At 60.1% G+C, this 20,306-nt stretch carries 14 protein-coding genes; all 14 read right to left on the reverse strand.

Going from position 1 to position 20,306, the window contains the following annotated elements; translation table 11 throughout:
* Window positions 1-79: 79 nt before the first annotated feature.
* Window positions 80-2,824 carry a peroxidase family protein gene (locus IOD17_RS16395; RefSeq protein ID WP_233686107.1) on the reverse strand — a complete coding sequence of 915 codons (2,745 nt, stop codon included), beginning with the start codon at window positions 2,822-2,824 and terminating at the stop codon, window positions 80-82.
* 143 nt (window positions 2,825-2,967) lie between these two features.
* Window positions 2,968-5,607, reverse strand: a complete 2,640-nt coding sequence (locus tag IOD17_RS16400) for a LuxR C-terminal-related transcriptional regulator (RefSeq protein WP_233686108.1) — start codon at window positions 5,605-5,607, stop codon at window positions 2,968-2,970.
* A 224-nt stretch (window positions 5,608-5,831) separates the two neighbouring features.
* Window positions 5,832-7,043 carry an O-succinylhomoserine sulfhydrylase gene (locus IOD17_RS16405; RefSeq protein WP_233686109.1) on the reverse strand — a complete coding sequence of 404 codons (1,212 nt, stop codon included), beginning with the start codon at window positions 7,041-7,043 and terminating at the stop codon, window positions 5,832-5,834.
* A 45-nt stretch (window positions 7,044-7,088) separates the two neighbouring features.
* Entirely contained in the window at window positions 7,089-8,597 is a 1,509-nt protein-coding gene (gene purF / locus IOD17_RS16410) for an amidophosphoribosyltransferase (RefSeq protein WP_233686236.1), read from the reverse strand.
* A gap of 45 nt (window positions 8,598-8,642) precedes the next feature.
* A complete protein-coding gene (locus IOD17_RS16415; RefSeq protein ID WP_233686110.1) occupies window positions 8,643-9,197 on the reverse strand; it encodes a CvpA family protein in 555 nt (184 codons plus the stop codon).
* Between the two features lie 139 nt (window positions 9,198-9,336).
* Window positions 9,337-9,933, reverse strand: coding sequence for an SPOR domain-containing protein (locus tag IOD17_RS16420; protein WP_233686111.1), 597 nt, complete (start codon window positions 9,931-9,933; stop codon window positions 9,337-9,339).
* The gene (gene folC / locus IOD17_RS16425) at window positions 9,917-11,224 is read right to left on the reverse strand and encodes a bifunctional tetrahydrofolate synthase/dihydrofolate synthase (RefSeq protein WP_233686112.1); all 1,308 of its coding nucleotides are present in this window, start codon (window positions 11,222-11,224) and stop codon (window positions 9,917-9,919) included. Before folC ends, IOD17_RS16420 begins: the two co-directional genes overlap by 17 nt.
* Window positions 11,221-12,105, reverse strand: coding sequence for an acetyl-CoA carboxylase, carboxyltransferase subunit beta (accD, locus tag IOD17_RS16430; RefSeq protein ID WP_233686113.1), 885 nt, complete (start codon window positions 12,103-12,105; stop codon window positions 11,221-11,223). The genes folC and accD overlap by 4 nt, the downstream gene beginning before the upstream one ends.
* Window positions 12,106-12,306: 201 nt before the next feature.
* Window positions 12,307-12,927, reverse strand: a complete 621-nt coding sequence (locus tag IOD17_RS16435) for a phosphoribosylanthranilate isomerase (RefSeq protein WP_233686114.1) — start codon at window positions 12,925-12,927, stop codon at window positions 12,307-12,309.
* Between the two features lie 106 nt (window positions 12,928-13,033).
* Window positions 13,034-13,900: a tRNA pseudouridine(38-40) synthase TruA gene (truA, locus tag IOD17_RS16440; protein WP_233686115.1), complete on the reverse strand. Its 867-nt coding sequence runs from the start codon at window positions 13,898-13,900 to the stop codon at window positions 13,034-13,036.
* 3 nt (window positions 13,901-13,903) lie between these two features.
* A complete protein-coding gene (locus IOD17_RS16445) occupies window positions 13,904-16,759 on the reverse strand; it encodes a FimV/HubP family polar landmark protein (RefSeq protein ID WP_233686116.1) in 2,856 nt (951 codons plus the stop codon).
* A gap of 154 nt (window positions 16,760-16,913) precedes the next feature.
* Entirely contained in the window at window positions 16,914-17,924 is a 1,011-nt protein-coding gene (locus IOD17_RS16450) for an aspartate-semialdehyde dehydrogenase (protein WP_233686117.1), read from the reverse strand.
* Window positions 17,925-18,053: 129 nt separating this feature from the next.
* A complete protein-coding gene (asd, locus tag IOD17_RS16455; RefSeq protein WP_233686118.1) occupies window positions 18,054-19,166 on the reverse strand; it encodes an aspartate-semialdehyde dehydrogenase in 1,113 nt (370 codons plus the stop codon).
* A 52-nt stretch (window positions 19,167-19,218) separates the two neighbouring features.
* A complete protein-coding gene (leuB, locus tag IOD17_RS16460; RefSeq protein WP_233686119.1) occupies window positions 19,219-20,301 on the reverse strand; it encodes a 3-isopropylmalate dehydrogenase in 1,083 nt (360 codons plus the stop codon).
* Window positions 20,302-20,306 lie beyond the last annotated feature (5 nt).

Here is a 20,306-nt window from a genome sequence, read left to right on the forward strand (position 1 = left end):
GCTCTTACAGAAAAAACAGCAGAAAATAAAAAGGCCTCGGTATCACTACCGAGGCCTTTTGCGTTGCAGCGTCTGACGCTTATTTGTCTTCGTTACGCTGGTGCTTGAAGAACACGCCGTTGTCACCGAAGGCCGAGGCGATAAAGGCCGAAGTCAGCTCCATCTCACCGATCTTCACTGCACTGTTGCGCCGCTGGGTGGCGTAGCTGCGGCTGATCGATGGAATGATCGAGGTCTTGATCTCCATCGAGGTGGCGTACACGTCATAGACCTTGGTGCCTGCATTCAGGGTCAACAGGTCGGCACGGAAATCGTGCGGTGTACTGGCGAAACGATTGCGCAGCTCAGTGCGCGGCACAAAGTAGATCTGCGTCGGCGCCTTGGGCTTGGCCACAGCAGCGCCCGCCTGAGTGACTTCTGCCATGTCGTTGAGCAGCAACAGCGTCGGCTTGAGGCTCACTGCCGAGAACAGGATGGTCGTGCCCAGGGTGTCATTGGCTTCCGGCACCACGTACTGCGACAGCTCGTTGGCGAAGAAGTTATGGTTATTGCCCTGCCCGCTCAGAGTGTACAGCGCGGACACGTTCTCCGACGGTTTGCCATCGACAAAAGCCTTCCACGCCAAGCCTGGGGCAAAACCGCGGTCGGCCGGATCACCGGTCACCGACAGACGCAGCAGGCCGTTGTCGGAGCCCTGGAACAGCCCGCTGTAGGGGTTGTTCGGTACCGCGACGAACTTGACCTTGGCCATCACGCCATGCGGATGGATCGGCTTCTCATAACCGGCCGGGGCCACGTCGCTGCGCACCTTGACCTTGTTCCACAGGATCGAGCCAATCAGCCCGCCGACATTCACCGGCTGCAACGCCGGCAGCTTGTCCGCCGCATACTGGGTGCGCAATGCGCCGTTGACCCAGAGGTTTTCCTGCTTGTTGGCACCCGGCCAGCTTTCATAATCCGCCGGGATGTTCAGACCCCAGGGTTTGAAGGCGTTCTCCACCCCAACCAGGCTGGCTTGCAGCTGCGGATTGTGACGGCGCAGCACATCAACCATGGTGGTGTGCTCGACCCAGTCGATGCCTTCCGGGGTATACACCTCAGGACGATAGTCCTTGGTGTAGAAGCGGTCGGTCATCAGGCGGCGCGAAGCGTTCATGATAAAGATCTGGAAGGCCGTTTCGCCGAAGGCAAAACCTTCCGGGCGCACGGTTTCAGCAAGCATGCCCACCAGGGTGTCGATGCGCTCGATGTTGTTGCCGTAGATGCGCTTGAGTTCGGCCAGGGTCGCGGCGTCCTTGGTCAGGTCCTCGAACTTGGTGATCGGGTTGAGGCCGATCTGCCGGCGGAATTCGTTATAGCGCGGTACGCCACGCTCACGGTCACGCAGCACGTCGATGGCGGCCAGGTCGATATCACCGACCAATGGCATCGACAGGTTGCGCAGGAAGTTCGGGTAGTTGTTCAGCGTCAACGAGCCCGGATTGGTGATACCGAAGGAGTACCACAGACGCTCCGGACGCTCGACATTGAGCAGGTTCTCGGCATCACGGTCGCGGGTGTTCTGCACAGCGATGGTACGCGACACTTGGTTGGAGCCGATGTCATACACCTGCACGTTGTCGCGCATCAGTGGGTGCATGCGGTACACCGCAACGAACTCCTCGGTAAGGGTGAACGGCACACCATAGTTATTGGGCGCAGTGGAGCCGACGATGCCGGTCAGGGCGTGGTCGATGGCGCTGTTGCCAACGCCCGGCGCAACATTCGGGTCGAAACCGAGGATGCGTTTGACGAACGAGTCGGACTTGGCCAAATCCGCCTGCAGCATGCGCACTTCGGCCTGGAAGTCGTCACGCGGGCCGCCTTGGCCGAGCAGGCCCCACCAGTTGGAGTACATGGCACGCTCGGTGATCGGGTTGGCGATCACCGCCGGGGTCCACTCCACGGTGTGAATCTTGGCCATCAGCGCCGAGTTGATCAGCCGCGCGCGGTCGTACAGCCACTGATCGCTCTGCGTCGGGTACTTCTGCTTGAGTTTGCTGGCGATGGCGTTGTGCTCAAGGGTGAACAGCTGATGCAGCATGCTCAACCCCACCCACCAGTTTTCGTTGAATCCGGTGACCGGCTTGCCGCTGAGCAGTTCGCTGGGCAGGGTGCCGTTGGCATTGACCTTGAGCTTGCCATCAACAAACGAGCGGACCTTGTCATTGGTGGCCTTGTTGCTGCCGTAGAGCTGCGAACCATCCCACCAGTGGGTGTTGTGGTTGCGGTAGGTCTGCGGCTTGCCCGCATCGGCGCTGCTACGGCTCGGGTCAGGCTGGGTACGCTTGACCGACATGCTGCCACTGCCCAGCACATCGCCCGGCGGCAGCGGGAACTGGATCGGATCGGCATCGGCATTCGGGCCATGGTCGAACCAGTCATGGACCATGAACTGAATCCAGGCGGCGGCAATAAAGTTCAGGCTGGGGGCTGGCTTGAACTCGCCACGCGCCATCAGCTTGTTACTCACCTCACGTGGGTTGGGGCTGAGCAGCGTGCTGGTTTCACCATGGGTGACCGCCGGGTTGACGTTGCGCCCGAAGCGCCGGTACACCGAGCCCTCGGCCGGGTTGCTGAGAATGTTACAGGTGCCATCCTCGGTGCGGGCCGCCAGGCTGCGGGCGTCACAGGTGATTTCGGCGTTGTAGCCGGCATAGCGTTCAACATCGAAGAGGTTGTTCTCGAACAACGACTGGCGTTCGACCGCCAGCACCAGTAGTCCGGAGACTACGCCCAGCGTTCCCAGCTTGGTCAAAGCTGGCCAGGTGACCCATACCGACATGGCAATTGCTCCCGTTTTTATTGTTGTACGGACAAGGCGGCTACCGACATAGCAGCGCAGGATCAAGCCTATTGGTCGTGCTGGCGCAACGCCCCCCTCCCGCGGAGGGGTGGTCGCCAATCAGTCGGTGGGAGGGTGGGGGTCTAGCTGAGTGAGGCGCGCGGCCGTACGGCGAGAATCGCCTCGGTGCGGCTGGAGACATTGAGCTTGGAGTAGATGTTCTTCAGGTGCCATTTGGTGGTGGACAGGGCAATACCGGTCTTGTCGCTGATCTGCGTGTTCGACAGCCCGCTGAGCAGGCACTCGAACACCTCCACTTCCCGCCCGGTGAGCAGGCCACTGGCCAGTGGATCAAACGGCGGCACGGTCTGTTCACCCTGCAGGAATTCAGCATAGTGCTCGCGGTACTTGTCTGGCACGGCGAGCAAACCGGCCTGTACCAGACTCAGCACACCCGCAGCAAAACCAGGAGCCTCATCAAATACCGAGCGGTTGATATTGACGATGCCATGGGCCTCCACCAGACGGCTGAGCGCCTCCAGTTGTTGGGTTTTGCTCTGTGTGGGCGCAGCCAAGACCAGTTGATTGGCCTCGACGATCAGCAGTCGCGCGCGCATTTCACTGCGCTGCAGCGCCGCACCGAGCACCTTGAGAATCCGCGCCGCCTGCACTTGCGCACCGCGCGCCTGCAACCAGTAGACGCAAGCCAGACCCAAACGCTCCCAGCTCTCATCATAAGGCCGCACCGTTTCCCACTCCCCGGCCTGCAAACGCGCCGGCAGATCATAACGTTGGGCCACCGCGTCCATGGCGGCTGCCTTACCGCCAAGCCAAGCCTGGCGCATACTTTCCTGAGCCACCTGGCTGACAAACCGCGCATAGTTGCCCAGTTGCAGGATGCATGACAGTTGATCAAGCAAGCGACTGGCCCGAGCGTGCTGCTGACGCCGGTGCAGCAGCCGCGACAGGGTGATGTAAACCGTGGCAATCGCCTCGGTGGCCGAAGACGAGTTGACCATCGCCATCAGCTCATCGCACAGCTGTTGCGCCTCATCCAGCTGATTCTGCTCGTAGAGCACCACCACCATTGCCGTGGCGCGGTTGACCCAGGCCGGCGAGGCCGGATCGGTGCCCTGATAATCCAGACACACCTGCTTGCGTGCGTGAGTGGCGCGCCCGGCATTGCGGTGGCACAGGGCGATGATCAGGTCGGTGTAGCTCTCCAGAAAACTGTGCCCGCATTGCGCCAGCAGTTGCTTGGACTCACTGGCAAAGCGAGTGGCCTCTTGCAGACGCGCAGCCAGCAGGTGCTGGTAGGCAATCACCGCCAGAGTACAGGCGCGGATTTCCAGATCCTGCCCTGGCCCAAGCAGCTCACGCCAGGTCGGCGGCGGCTCAAAGTCCTTGTCCTGTTCGAACAAGCCAAGCAGCAGAGCGAGAAACTGCCGCGTAGCCGGCTCCAGGTTCGCGCTCGGTGCGCGCTCCTGTAGGTCATCGAGTAATTCCAGGTGGTAATGCGCCTGATGAAAACGCCGCGACAGTGACAACGCGGCAATCAGCCAGCCCAAGAGCTTAGGCTGATCCAGCAGCAGCGCTTCCGGCAACGGCTCCAGCCAGCGCAGGATGTCACCGAACTGGCCGCTGCGAACCCAGGCCGCGCAGCTCTGCTCCAGCAGCCCGAGAAACAGCTGCTGACCCGCACAGTGGCGGGCATGCTGCAAAGCCTGCTCATGCTCGCCCAGATGCATGAAGTAATCCGCCGCACGGCTGTGCAACTGATCCAGACGGGCGTATTCCTCAATCAGCAGGCGTCGGCAGAGAAAGTCCTGCAACAGCGCATGGAAGCGAAAGCTGCCGGGCTGGTTTTCCACTGGCAGCAGGAACAACTGCCGCTCAGCCAGTTCCTCCAGCAACAGCGCCGAACCCGTGCGCTGCAGCACATGGTCACAGAGCGCACCGTCAAAACGCTCGAACAGCCCACAACAGAGGAGAAACTCGCGCAGCGGCGGTGGCAACTGCCGCAGCACCACATGGCCAAAGTAATCGACGATTTCCGGCTGGCTGCCGTTGAACCGTTGCAATGCCTGGGTGCCGAAACGCGCATAGGCCAACAAGGCGATCTTCACCCCGGCCACCCAGCCTTCGGTCATACCCAGCAGGCTGTCGAGGTAATCCGGATTCAGCGACTGCCCGCCCAGGTGGTGGTTGAGCTGCTGTACCTGCTCGGCGGACAGGCGCAAGTCGTGCTGATCAATACACAGCAGGCGGTTTTCCAGCTTCAGCTGACTCAGAGCAAAGCCTGGGTGATTGCGGCTGGCGATGATCAGATGAACATGGCTCGGAAGCTGCTCCAACAGCACCGCCATCACCTCCAGAATGCTGCGCGACTCGATCCACTGAAAATCATCGAAGGCGATAAACAGCGGCCCGTCGACCCGCTCCAGCGCATCGCCGAACAACTCGCCCAACAAGCGTGGTGACAGGCTGGACGCCAGCGCCAACGGGTTGAACCAGGAGGTATCGAAATCATTGACCTGGGCGCGGATGCCTTCGGCCAGATGGCGGAAAAAACACAGTGGGTCGTTGTCCCGCGCCTGTAGCGGGTAATGCACCAGCGTCGCCGCACAGCGAGCGCGCCAATGCTGCAGCAAGGTCGACTTGCCGGAGCCCGCAGGGGCCAGCAACAAGGTCAGGGCAAAATCTTCACTGCGCCCCAGCAGGTCCAGCAGACTCTGGCGGAGCACACCATTGGCAGACAAAACGCACGGTTGAAGTCGGTCCATCAGGCAGACCCTGTTCTTATTATTGTCGCGCAGTCAGACGCCGCGCCTGGCGATGGATGCTAGCGCCTGCGCAGGGAGAAAATTTGAAGTGCGTCAAAGTTCGCCTGCGGCTAGCCAAAGGTTGGCCCACAGTTGAGCACGCCATCAGATAGCGCGAAGCAATAAAAAGCCGCTGGTAAACAATGGAACACCTGGCGGGCCACCCGCCAGGTGCTGGGAGTGGCTTAGAGCGCCGCCAGACCGCGCGCCAGATCCGCCTGCAGATCAGCTAGATCTTCAAGACCGACGGCAACGCGGATCAGGTTGTCACGAATCCCGGCATTGGCCCGCTCGGCCGGTGTCAGACGGCCATGGGAAGTGGTCGCAGGATGGGCAATGGTGGTTTTGGTGTCACCGAGGTTGGTGGTGATGGAAATCACCCGCGTGGCATCGATAAAGCGCCAGGCGGCCTCTTTGCCACCCTTGACCTCAAAACTGACCACGGCACCGAAGGCACTCTGCTGACGCTTGGCCAGTTCATGCTGCGGATGGCTGGGCAGGCCTGCGTAATACACACGCTCAATGCCTGGTTGCTGCTCCAGCCATAACGCCAGTTGCAACGCGCTGGCGCAATGCGCCTGCATGCGGATGCGCAGGGTTTCCAGGCCCTTGAGGAAAATCCAGGCATTGAACGGGCTGAGCGTCGGCCCGGCGGTACGCAAAAAGCCCACCACCTCGGTCATCAACTTGGCCGAACCGGCGACCACGCCGCCCATGCTGCGGCCTTGACCGTCGATATATTTGGTCGCCGAGTGCATCACCACGTCGGCACCAAGCTTCAACGGCTGCTGCAACGCCGGGGTGCAGAAGCAGTTATCCACCGCCAGCAGCGCGCCTTTACTGTGGGCAATCTCGGCCAAAGCCGCGATGTCTACCAGTTCGGCCAGCGGGTTGGACGGCGACTCGACAAACAGCAGCTTGGTGTTGGATTTAAACGCGGCGGCCCAGCCGTCGAGATCCGCCAGAGGCACGTAGTCGACCTGCACGCCAAAGCGCTTGAGGTACTTCTCGAACAGGCTGATGGTCGAACCAAACACACTGCGCGACACCAGCACGTGGTCGCCAGCACTGCACAAGCTCATGACAATGGCCAGGATCGCCGACATGCCAGACGCGGTGGCTACTGCCTGCTCGGCGCCTTCCAGAGCGGCGATGCGTTCCTCGAAGGCACGCACCGTCGGGTTGGTGTAGCGCGAGTAAACGTTACCCGGCACTTCCCCGGCAAAACGCGCAGCCGCGTCGGCCGCTGAGCGGAATACATAGCTGGAGGTCGGGTAGATCGCCTCGCTGTGTTCACCCTCGGGTGAACGGTGCTGGCCGGCGCGAACCGCCAGGGTGTCGAAACCGACGCCGTCCAGATTGCTGTCCAGACGCCCGGCTTGCCATTCATTCGTCATTGCCAATTCCTTCAACCAGCCCGCCGCAGCGGGCCAGGCTGCAACCTAGTTGTTATACAGGTCGATGATTGCACTGACCGCCTGCGACTTGACCTTGCTAGCGTCGTTACGCGCCTGCTCGATGCGGTTCAGGTAGGCCTCATCAACGTCACCGGTGACGTACTTGCCGTCAAACACCGCACAGTCGAAATTGTCGATCTTGATCTTCTTGCTGCCGCTGACCGCTTCGATCAGGTCTGGCAGGTCCTGATAGACCAGCCAGTCGGCGCCGATCAGCTCACAGACTTCCTCGGTACTGCGACCGTGCGCGATCAACTCGTGCGCACTGGGCATATCGATGCCATACACGTTCGGGTAACGCACCGCCGGCGCCGCCGAGCAGAAATACACGTTCTTCGCCCCGGCTTCGCGGGCCATCTGGATGATCTGCTTGCAGGTGGTGCCACGCACAATGGAGTCATCCACCAGCATCACGTTCTTGCCGCGGAACTCCAGCTCGATGGCGTTGAGTTTCTGTCGCACAGATTTCTTGCGCGCTGCCTGGCCCGGCATGATGAAGGTGCGACCGATGTAGCGGTTCTTCACAAAACCTTCGCGGAATTTCACGCCCAGGTGGTTGGCCAACTCCAGCGCTGCGGTACGGCTGGTATCCGGAATCGGGATAACCACATCAATGTCGTGATCCGGACGCTCGCGCTGGATCTTCTCGGCCAGCTTCTCGCCCATGCGCAGGCGCGCCTTGTACACCGAGATGCCATCCATGATCGAGTCCGGACGTGCCAGGTAAACGTGTTCAAAGATGCATGGGGCGTATTTCGGATTCGCCGCGCACTGGCGGGTAAACAGCTTGCCTTCCTCGGTGATGTACACCGCTTCACCCGGCGCGAGGTCACGGATCAGGGTGAAACCGAGCACGTCGAGCGACACGCTTTCCGAGGCGATCATGTATTCCACGCCCTCGTCGGTGTGACGCTGACCGAAGACGATCGGGCGGATGCCGTTAGGGTCGCGGAAGCCGACAATGCCGTAACCGGTGATCATTGCCACAACTGCATAACCACCCAGGCAGCGTTCGTGCACGTCCGTCACGGCAGCAAACACGTCTTCTTCAGTGGGCTGCAACTTGCCGCGTTGCGCCAGCTCGTGAGCGAATACGTTGAGCAGCACTTCCGAATCGGAACTGGTGTTGACGTGGCGCAGGTCGGACTCGTAGATCTCCTTGGCCAGCTGTTCAACGTTGGTCAGGTTGCCGTTGTGCGCCAGGGTGATGCCATACGGCGAGTTGACGTAGAACGGTTGCGCTTCGGCCGAGCTGGAACTGCCCGCAGTCGGGTAACGCACATGGCCGATACCCATATGGCCGACCAGACGCTGCATGTGGCGCTGCTGGAACACATCACGCACCAGGCCGTTATCCTTGCGCAGGAACAGGCGGCCATCATGGCTGGTGACAATACCGGCAGCATCCTGGCCGCGGTGCTGGAGGACGGTCAGCCCGTCATACAGCGCCTGATTGACGTTCGATTTACCGACGATACCGACAATGCCGCACATGTGACGCAACCCCTACTCAATGAAACACGATGATTCGCAATGCACTTACGGCAGCTTGGGCTGCAGCAGCGCCTCTTTGAACGGTAACTCCACCGGCGCTGTCACGCCGCTGGCAAGCCACTGACTGGACATCCCCAGGATCAGGTTTTTCGACCAGTCTGCAACCATCAGAAAATGTGGCAGAAGTGCTGACTCCTGCCACCAGCTGTCTTGCTGCACCGGGGCCAGGCTGATCAGCCCGACCAGCACCACGACCAGCAGGCCACCGCGCGCCGCGCCGAAGACCATGCCGAGAAAGCGATCAGTGCCCGACAGACCTGTCACCCTGATCAGCTCACCAATCAGATAATTGACCAGAGCCCCCACCAGCAGGGTGACTACAAACAGAATGGCGCACCCTGCAATCACGCGCGCCGAGGGGGTATCGATATAGTCCACCAGGTGCTGCGAGAGCGCGCCGCCGAACATCCAGGCGACCACGCCAGCAATGATCCAGGTAAGCAGCGACAGGGCTTCCTTGACGAAGCCTCGGCTCAGACTGATCAGACTTGAAATGGCGACAACGGCGATAATCGCCCAATCGACCCAGGTGAATGCCACGATGCAGGTTACCGACGGGAAAGGCGCTGCATTTTAGCAGAGCACCTGCAAAGGGAGTAAGCAAAGGATTCACCAACCGCTGAAATGCCCGGCCAATCCGGCGACTGCCTGAACTGACAGGGCCTATCAAGCCGATTGATCAGCCTGCTTCTGGCTGAAAGCGCACCACAAACCCATTGAGCTTGTGCTGACGGTTGAGCTGATCACGCAGGCGATCCGCCTCGGCACGCTCAATCAGCGGCCCGACAAACACCCGGTTCATACCATCGACGCTGCGGATATAGGCGTTATAGCCCTGGCTGCGCAGGGTTTTCTGCAACTTCTGCGCACCATCACTGCTGGACAGACTGGCCAGTTGCACCGACCAGCTGATCGGCAGGCTATTGGCATCCAGCTTACTCGGTGCAACAGGTAGCGCGGCCGCTGGCACAGCAGCAGGGACTGGCGCAGCAACCACGGCCGGCTGTTCAAGCGACGGCGCCTCGACCGGCTCCAGACTTTGCACGGCGTCGGGACCAACCGGCTCATCTGGCAGCAACTGCGGCTCAGGCACAGCCACTGGCTGTGCCTCAATATTCGGCATTTCAGGCACAGCCGGCATTTCGGGAGCATCCACCAGCACCCGGCGCGACTCGTCTTCACGCGATAACAGCATAGGCAAGAAGATCACTGCCAGCGCCAGCAACACCAGCGCACCGACCATGCGCTGCTTCAATCCTTTATCCAGCAAAGCCATCCTGCACGCCCCCATTGGCTTGGCGGGCCAGCCAATCCAGGGCCTCGGCCACGCAATAGAAAGATCCAAACAACAGCACTTCATCGCCATCGGCGGCCTGCTCGCACTGCGCTTCAAGTGCCGCCTGCACACTGGCGTAAGCCACCACTTGCGCGCCACAGTGCTGCAGGTGCGCCTGCAACTCGGCGACTTCACGGCTACGACTGGTTGGCAATGGTGCCACTGCCCAGTTGTCCACTTCGCTCAACAAGGGCCCCACCACACCACTCAGGTCCTTGTCAGCAAGCAGACCAAACACTGCCAAACGCTTGCCCGGCAAGGCTCGCGATGCCAGACGCTGGGCCAGATAGTCCGCTGCATGGGGATTATGCCCAACATCGAGCAGCAGCGTGAGTGACTTGCCCTGCCAATTGAACATTCTGCGATCCAGTCGCCCGGTTACCCGGGTTTGCAACAATGCCTTGCTGATCGCCTCAGGCTGCCAAGGCAGTTGCATCACGGCATAGACCTGTAGGGCCAGGGCAGCGTTTTCCATAGGCAAATCAAGCAACGGCAGCTGACTCAGACGCAGCACTTCGCCGTGATCATTCAGCCCATACCAGGACCAGCCTTGCTCACCAACACTCAAGTCATAATCGCGGCCACGCAGGAAAAATGGCGCATCCAGCAGCGCTACCTGATCGAGCAGCGGTTGCGGCGGATCAATATCGCCGCACAGAGCAGGTTTAGCAGCGCGCAGAATGCCAGCCTTTTCAAAGGCGACTGACTCGCGGCTATCGCCGAGCCAGTCGGCATGGTCGATGCCTATGCTGGTCACCACGGCAATATCGGCATCCAGCAGGTTCACCGCATCCAGCCGACCGCCCAGGCCCACTTCCAAAACCAGAGCATCCAGCCCCGCCTGCTGGAACAGCCAGAAAGCCGCCAGGGTACCCATTTCGAAATAGGTCAATGAGGTATCGCCGCGCGCCACTTCAACCACGGCAAAGGCTTCGCAGAGCTGTGCATCACTGGCTTCAACACCGGCAATCTGCACGCGCTCGTTATAGCGCAGCAGATGGGGAGAGCTGTAAACACCAACCTTGAGCCCCTGCCCTTGCAGCAGCGAGGCGATAAAGGCACAGGTCGACCCCTTGCCATTGGTACCGGTGACGGTGATCACCCGCGGAGCAATCCTGGCCAGCCCCAGGCGCTGCAGCACGATCCGCGAACGCTCCAGCCCCATATCAATGGCGCTGGGGTGCAGTTGCTCCAGATAGCTCAGCCAATCGGCAAGGGAACGTTCAGTCATGCAGTCGCCGGCAGTGCAACAGGTGATGGCAGCCCCATCAGCTGGGCCAACAGGCGCGCCAGACGCGGACGCAGCTCAGCACGGTGAATGATCATATCGATGGCGCCATGCTCCAGCAGGAATTCGCTGCGCTGGAAACCTTCTGGCAGTTTCTCGCGCACGGTCTGCTCGATCACGCGCGGACCAGCAAAGCCAATCAGAGCACGAGGCTCGGCAACAATCACATCACCAAGCATGGCAAGGCTGGCCGATACGCCACCATATACCGGGTCGGTCAGTACGGAAATAAACGGAATACCTTCTTCACGCAGACGTGCCAGCACGGCCGAGGTCTTGGCCATCTGCATCAGCGAGATCAGCGCCTCCTGCATACGCGCGCCACCGGAGGCGGAGAAGCACACCAGCGGGCAACGCTGCTCCAGCGCGGCATTGGCAGCACGGACAAAGCGCTCACCGACGATGGCGCCCATCGAACCGCCCATAAAGGAGAATTCAAACGCGCAGGTCACAATCGGCATGCCTTCCAGGGTGCCGCGAATCGACACCAGGGCATCTTTCTCACCGGTCTGCTTTTGCGCGCCAGCAAGGCGATCCTTGTACTTTTTGCTGTCGCGAAACTTCAACCGGTCAACCGGCTCAAGGTCGGCACCCAGCTCTTCACGCCCCTCGGCATCGAGGAATATATCCAGGCGCGCACGGGCATCAATGCGCATGTGGTGATTGCACTTGGGGCAGACGTCCAAGGTCTTTTCCAATTCGGGTTTGTACAACACCGCGTCACAGGACGGGCACTTGTGCCACAGGCCTTCGGGCACCGAACTCTTCTTGACCTCGGATCGCATGATCGATGGGATCAGTTTGTCTACCAACCAGTTGCTCATGCTCTTGACTCTCCAACGCTGTTAACCGGGCGGCTGCGCTATATGCGACCGGGCCTACCAGGGAAAATTCATGAGTACAGCCATTTCAGGGGCCGGTGCTAACACCAGCCACCTTGAAACGACCGCCTGCAGTGTTCATACAACCTGCAACAGGGTTATGGACGGCCAAGCCAGCGGCGTCGTCACATCCCCCGACATCACTCAAGCACGCTTGACTGCCTGCATGAACGCGCTGATCTTCGCCGCGTCCTTGATGCCTTTGGCCGACTCGACACCGCCACTGACATCCACGGCGTAGGGACGCACCTGAGTAATGGCCTGTGCCACATTCTCGGCCGTCAGGCCACCTGCCAGGATGACCGGCTTACTCAATTGCGCCGGCACCAGCGACCAGTCGAAAGCCTCGCCCGTGCCTCCTGGGATGCCTGAGACATAGGTGTCCAACAGTACACCGCTGGCATTCTTGTACATCGCGACCTGCGCAGCGATGTCATCACCTGGCTTGACGCGAAGCGCCTTGATATAGGGGCGGTGAAAACCATCACAGGCGGCCGGGGTCTCGTCACCGTGGAATTGCAGCAAGTCGAGCGGCACCGCATCAAGAATTTCGCCCAACTCACAGCGGCTGGCATCAACGAACAGGCCAACCGTGGTCACAAAAGGCGGCAAGGCAGCAATAATGGCCCGCGCCTGCTGCACGCTGACCGCCCGCGGGCTCTTGGCATAAAACACCAGACCAATCGCATCCGCGCCCGCTGCTACTGCGGCCAGTGCATCCTCTATGCGGGTAATGCCACAAATCTTGCTGCGAACGGCTGACAACAGGAAGACCTCAGTAAATTCAGTGAAAGCCGGATGCTAGGGTTTGTTGGCGCCTCTACGCAAGCTGCACACTCACAAAAGCGCAGCAGCCCGTGGTTGATGCGCTTCAGATATCGACGGCAACGTCCGGTAAACCAGAGAGGAAATGCGGCCCCAGGTAACGTTGGGGCAAGTCGAACTCCTTGGGATAGTCGACCTGCACCAGGTACAACCCATAGGGATGCGCAGTCACGCCCCCGGTACGCCGCACGCGAGTTTCCAGCACTTCCTGCGCCCATTCCACCGGCCGCTCGCCCTCCCCAATGGTCATCAGCACACCGGCAATATTGCGCACCATATGATGCAAAAAGGCATTGGCGCGGATATCCAGCACGATAAATCGGCCATGCTGGAGTAACTCCAGGTGGTGCACCGTCTTGATTGGCGATTTGGCCTGACATTGGCGCGCGCGGAACGCACTGAAATCGTGGGTACCAATAAAACACCGCGCCGCCTGGCGCATGCGTTCGATATCCAGAGGCCGGTGATTCCAGGTGACCTCTTCAGCCATATGCGCCGGGCGAATCTGGTCGTTATAAATCACATAACGGTAACGCCGCGCCTGGGCGCAGAAACGCGCATCAAAGTGCGCGGGCATCGACTTGGCCCAGGTCACGCTGATATCACCGGGCAAATTCATGTTCGCACCCATCACCCAAGCATGCATGGAGCGCTCGACCGGTGTATTGAAATGCACGACCTGGCCACTGGCATGCACCAGCGCATCGGTACGCCCGGCACAACTTAAGGTTACGGGAACACCGCCGGCGACTTTCGCCAGGGCTTTCTCCAACGACTCCTGGATTGAAGGCACACCGGCGCGCTGGCGCTGAAAGCCGCGATAGCGCGAACCCTTGTACTCGACACCCAGAGCTATCTTGAAAACGCCAACGGCAGCCGAGTCGGCTGCCGTTGTAGTAATACCATCAGACATGTATCAAACCAGTTTAGCGATCAGCTCACGCGCTTCCTGTTGCTGACCTTCATTACCTTCGGTGATGACTTCATCAAGGATGTCGCGAGCACCTTCGGTATCACCCATGTCGATGTAGGCGCGCGCCAGATCAAGCTTGGTGGCCGTTTCATCGGTACCAGAGAGGAAGTCGAAGTCATCGTCATTATCCAGTGCAGCGCTGGCAGGCGCGGTGCTTGGCGATAGATCCAGATCAGCAGGCTGATCCAGGTCATCGGAAAGCAGATCCAGCTCGGCGCTGACTTCGTCCAGTTGCGCCGCAAAACTATCGCTCGACGGCTGAGCTGGGGCGTCATCACTCAGCGACAGATCAAAGTCAGCTGACAGGTCAAAGTCACCTGCCGCATCTTCCGCTGGCAATTCAAAACTTGGTTCAGCAGCAGCCGGCGCAACCTTGGGCTCATCATCCAGGCTCAGCAGGAAATCATCTTCGGCCGCAGCGCTTTCGGTCGATTTGGCCGGTGCATCCAGATCCAGACTGAAGTCCGCCAGATCGCCGCCCAAGTCCAGGCTGTCGCTGGTACTGTCCGCCAGGCTCAGGTCAAAACCCAGATCATCTTCTTTGCTGTCGGCTTGCTCAATCGGAGAACTGAAGTCCAGGTCGCTGTCCAGCGCCAAGCTGTCCAAATCATTCAGCGAAGCATTGTCACCCGCCGCTTGCAGGTCACGGTCCAGTTCAGATTCAAGGTCGTCCAGGCTCAGGTCAAATGCATCGTCCTGATCACCAGCCGGCGCTTTCGGAGCAGGATCATCCAGAGTCAGGTCATCCAGGCTGAAGCTGTCCAGATCCTCAGCAGACGAAGCCGCTGCAAAACCGGCACCGGCAGCTGCCGCCGCCATTGCAGGGTACTTGGCTTTGATCTGATCGACTTCAGCGGCGCTACCACCAATTTCACGCAGTTCATCGTCCTGACGGGCAAAACCGTTGCGGTCGCCCATCTCGGCATAGACTTCCATGAGTTTCAGACGCAGATCACTGCGCTGCGGCTCATCATTGATTGCCGTCTGCAGCAACTCGGCAGCCTGTGGGAAACGGCCATAGGCGATGTAGATATCGGCCTCACCCAAGGCATCACCAGTCTGCGCGGTTACCCGCTCTTCGCTCGGCGCATCGGACTGCTGGCTGCCGAGGTCATCGCTCAGACCATCAAAGCTGTCGTCAGGCAAATCCAGCCCCGCACCCAGGTCAGAAGCATTATCGTCGGCGGCCAGGCTTTCCTGCAGCTCCGCCTCTTTCAAAGCATTACGACGGGACAGCATCATCAATGCCAATAGCAGCACCAACAATGCACCACCACCGGCAACCCCCAACAGCACCGGGTTAGCCAACAAATCGTCAATGACATTACTCTCGGCCTGTGGCTCTGCAACCACCGGAGCCTCAACAACAGGCGCTGGCGGAGCTACCGGGGCAGGCTCAGGTGCAACAACCGGAGCGGGCTCCTGCACTGCGGGCGCAGCTGCTTCAGGCTGTGCAGCAGGCTCTTCGCTGTAGTTGAAATCGGTTTCACCTGTTGCGGCCGGCTCAACCGGAGCAGGCACGACCGCAGGCTCTTGCGGTACAGCTGCTGCCGCAGGTGTTACCGGGGCTTCAGTAACCACGGGGGTTTCAACCACTACTGCAGGTGCCGGGACAGCAGCCGGAGCTGGTGCGTTGTTTTGTGCAGCCAGATCAGCCTGTAGCTTGGCCATCTGATCGTCTTTAAGCTGGATCAGACGCTGAAGTTTGTCGAGCTGGCTCTGCAAGTCGGTCATACGGCCTTTCAGCTCGTCGTTTTCACGGCGACTGGAGTCCAGGCTTTCCTGGGTCACGGCCAGCTTGTCGGTCAAAGCCTTACTGTCAGCTGCGCCCTTGTCACTGCCGGTAGTGGCCTTGCCACTCTCAGCGGCAACCAGTTTCAAGCTATCGCCGGCCTCGACCTTGGCCGGCGCGGCAGCAGCGCTGGTGCGTTTGGTGGCATCTAGCTGACGAGCGCTGGTCGCTACGCTACGACCTTCACGCCAGGCAGCATTCTGCTCGGCGACCTGGGCAATGGCCTCACCCTGGGCACGACTCTTGATCTGCTGTTCATCCGGCAGACGCAGCACCTGGCCGCTTTTCAGACGGTTGATATTACCGCCGACAAAGGCATCCGGGTTCAGGTCCTGAATAGCCAGCATGGCTTGATGCACACTGCCACCCGCACGTGCGCGCTGGGCAATTTCCCAAAGGGTGTCATTGGCAGTGGTTTTGTATTCATTGCCATCCAGCGGCTTGGCTGCTGGCGCAGCCGGGGCGGCAGGGGCAGCTGGAGCAGCAGGACGAGCAACCGGAGCAGCTGCAACAGCTGGACGCGGAGCGGCTACAGGAGCCTGTACACGTGGCGTTGGTGCGGCAACAGGCAGTTGCGCAGTAGCTGGGATTACGCTCTGCGGGGTATAGAGCGGTGGATCGAGCAACAAGGTGTATTCACGCAGCAAACGGCCATTGGGCCACAGCACTTCAACCAGGAAGTTCAGGTAGGGCTCGCGCATGGGCTTGCTGGAAGTCACCCGAATGACACTTTTGCCATTGGGTTTGAGCACGGGTGTGAACTTGAGGTCCGTCAGGAAGTACTGACGGTCAACACCAGCCTTGGTGAATGCTTCGGGGGACGCTAGGGTTGGAATGACCTCATTGGAAGCCAGGTCGCGCACTTCCAGCAACTCGATCTCTGCGACCAGCGGCTGATTGAGCGCCGATTGCAGGGTCACCTCACCCAGCCCCAGCGCGTGCGCCATACCGGATGACAGCGCCGAAGCAGCTGCGATTGCCAGCACCAGTTTGCGAACCCGAACCATAGCGTTATCCCTTGTTTTATCTTTTTTTCTCGACCAGCGAGAGGATCTTGAAAATTGCTGCCTGCCCCACCCGAAGGTGTTACCCCATTCAGCAATCAACTCAGCCAGTATTGCCAAGCTCGAAAGATTCTTCAAATTTCTAGGTAAGTATCTTTTACAGATAGTGTTTTATCAACAACTCGGCTATTTGCACAGCATTCAGCGCCGCGCCTTTTCTCACATTATCAGACGTGATCCACAAATTGAGTTGGGCTGGATCATCCAGACCCGCACGTACCCGGCCCACATAGACCACGTCCTGACCGACGGCATCGCCCACCGCAGTCGGGTAATCATCCGACTCAACCAGCTCCAGCGCAGGTGCGCCGTCCAGCGCAGCACAGACCTGCTGCAAGTCGATAGACGACTCGGCCTGCAGGGAAACGCTCAAACTGTCGCCAAAAAACACCGGCGCCTGGATACAGGTTATGGCAACTGGTAGGTGCGGCACGCCAAGCAATTGCCTGATTTCACCGGCTATTTGCCGCTCCAGCGCAGCATGCCCATCGCTATCGGGCTGTTCGACCTGCGCCAACAAGTTGAACGCCACCTGCCGATCAAACAGCCGTGGCTCAAGAGCACGACCGTTGAGCAATTCAGCGGTCTGGCGCGCCAGTTCGGATACAGCTTCACGGCCGCGACTGGAAACAGCCAGGCAAGCAGTCACGGTCAGGCGCTGAATAACCAGGGACTCCGGCAGCGCGGCCAGCACTGCCGCCAGGGCGATTGCCGGCGCGCTCGGACTGGTCAGCAGGTATGGCGCATTCAGCGCAGCGAGCACCTGCGCATTGACCTCAGGCACCAGCCGCGGCGCCTGCTCAGCGGGCAGACCGCTGGCCAGATCAATCACCGCACAGCCGGCCGCAGCCGCCTGCGCCGCATACGCCTGGGTAATCTTGCTGCCTGCGGCAAAGAACGTCAGGCGCACATTGGCAAAATCAAAGCCCTGCACATCGCGAACGCGCAGGCTTTTGCCGTTGAAGGTCAGCGAGCGCCCTGCCGACTCTCCGCTGGCCAGCAAATACAGATTGGCTACCGGGAAGTCGCGCTCTTCCAGCAGTTGCACCAAGGCTTCGCCAACGCTACCGGTGGCACCGATCACGGCAATATCAAAGGTTCGGGTCATGACGGCACTTCAAGCGAAATAAGCCCAGCACTGTATAGCCAGGCCCGACAAATGCAAAGAAGCGGGCTGCCAAGCGCCCGATTTGACTCGAACACCCGACAACCCGCTCTTTTAACAGCGGGTTGCGTATCAGCGCTCCAGCAGGATACGCAGCATACGGCGCAGCGGTTCGGCCGCGCCCCACAGCAGTTGATCACCGACCGTGAACGCGCCGAGGTACTGCGAGCCCATATTGAGCTTGCGCAGACGGCCGACCGGCACGCTCAGGGTACCGGTTACAGCAGTCGGGCCCAGCTCGCGAATGCTCGCTTCACGCTGGTTTGGCACCAGCTTGACCCAAGGGTTGTGCTGGCTGATCAGACCTTCGATGTCCGATAGCGGCACATCCTTGTTCAGTTTGATGGTCAGCGCCTGACTATGGCAGCGCATGGCACCGATGCGCACGCACAGGCCATCGACCGGGATCGGGTTTTTGAAGCGACCGAGAATCTTGTTGGTTTCCGCCTGGCCCTTCCACTCTTCACGGCTCTGCCCATTTGGAAGTTCCTTGTCGATGTAAGGAATCAGGCTGCCGGCCAGCGGCACGCCGAAATTGTCGACCGGGAACGACTCACCGCGCATGGCTTCGGCCACTTTACGGTCAATATCCAGAATGGCGCTGGCTGGATCGGCCAGCTCATCGGCCACCGAGGCGTTGATCGCGCCCATTTGTTTGATCAGCTCACGCATATTCTGCGCACCGGCGCCGGAGGCCGCCTGATAGGTCATGGCACTCATCCACTCGACCAGACCGGCTTCGTACAGACCACCCAACGCCATGAGCATCAGGCTGACGGTGCAGTTACCGCCGACATAGTTCTTGGTGCCCGCATCCAGTTGCTGATCGATCACCTTGCGGTTGACCGGGTCAAGCACGATGACCGAACTGTCATCCATACGCAGCGACGAGGCGGCATCGATCCAGTAGCCCTGCCAGCCGGCTTCGCGCAGCTTGGGGAAGACTTCGTTGGTGTAGTCGCCGCCCTGGCAGGTCAGGATCACGTCCAGGCTTTTCAGCTCGTCGATGCTGTAGGCGTCCTTCAAGGGCGCCGTTTCCTTGCCAATCGCCGGACCTTGGCCGCCGACATTGGAGGTGGTGAAGAACACCGGCTCGATCAAGTCGAAATCCTGCTCTTCCAGCATGCGTTGCATCAGCACGGAACCGACCATGCCGCGCCAACCGATCAGACCTACACGTTTCATAACACTCAAACCTCTATATGCGGCCCCGCCTAGTACGACGGGGCCGGAAAGATTACAGACTACGCAGCGCTTCGACTACCGCATCACCCATTGCCGCAGTGCCGACCTTGGTCGTACCTGCGCTGTAGATGTCACCGGTACGCAGGCCCTGATCAAGCACCTTGCTTACAGCCAATTCAATGGCATCGGCGACCGCTGTCTGATTGAAGCTGTAACGCAGCATCATCGACACCGAGAGAATGGTGGCCAACGGGTTGGCGATGCCCTTGCCGGCGATGTCCGGCGCAGAGCCGTGGCACGGCTCGTACATGCCCTTATTGTTGGCGTCCAAAGATGCCGACGGCAGCATGCCGATGGAACCAGTGAGCATCGAAGCTTCGTCAGACAAAATGTCACCAAACATGTTGTCGGTGACCATCACGTCGAACTGCTTGGGCGCACGCACCAGTTGCATGGCGGCGTTGTCGACGTACATGTGGCTCAACTCGACGTCCGGGTAGTCCTTGGCCACTTCCTCGACCACGGCGCGCCACAGTTGGCTGGAGGCCAGGACGTTGGCCTTGTCCACCGAGCACAGCTTCTTGCCGCGCACACGGGCCATGTCGAAACCCACCTTGGCAATACGACGGATTTCGCTCTCGCTGTACGGCAGCGTGTCGTAGGCCATGCGCTCGCCGTTCTCCAGCACCTTGCTCTCACGTGGCTGACCGAAGTAGATGCCACCGGTCAGCTCGCGGACGATGAGGATATCCAGACCAGCGACCACTTCCGGCTTGAGGCTGGAAGCCTCGGCCAGTTGCGGGTAGAGGATGGCCGGGCGCAGGTTACCGAACAGACCCAGCTGCGAACGGATTTTCAACAGGCCGCGTTCCGGGCGGATGGCTGGATCAATGGCGTCCCACTTCGGCCCGCCGACGGCTCCGAGCAGTACCGCATCGGCAGCCTTGGCGCGTGCCAAGGTCTCGTCAGCCAGCGGCACGCCGTAACGGTCAATTGCCGCACCGCCGAGATCATCGAAACTCAGTTCGAAGCCCAGGTTGTACTTGTCGTTGGCCAGGTTCAGCACCTTGACCGCCTCGGCCATGATTTCCGGGCCAATACCGTCGCCGGGGAGAATCAGAATCTGTTTGGACATGTTTT

Origin of the sequence: Pseudomonas anguilliseptica, assembly GCF_021375795.1 — a bacterium.
GTDB lineage: Bacteria > Pseudomonadota > Gammaproteobacteria > Pseudomonadales > Pseudomonadaceae > Aquipseudomonas > Aquipseudomonas anguilliseptica_A.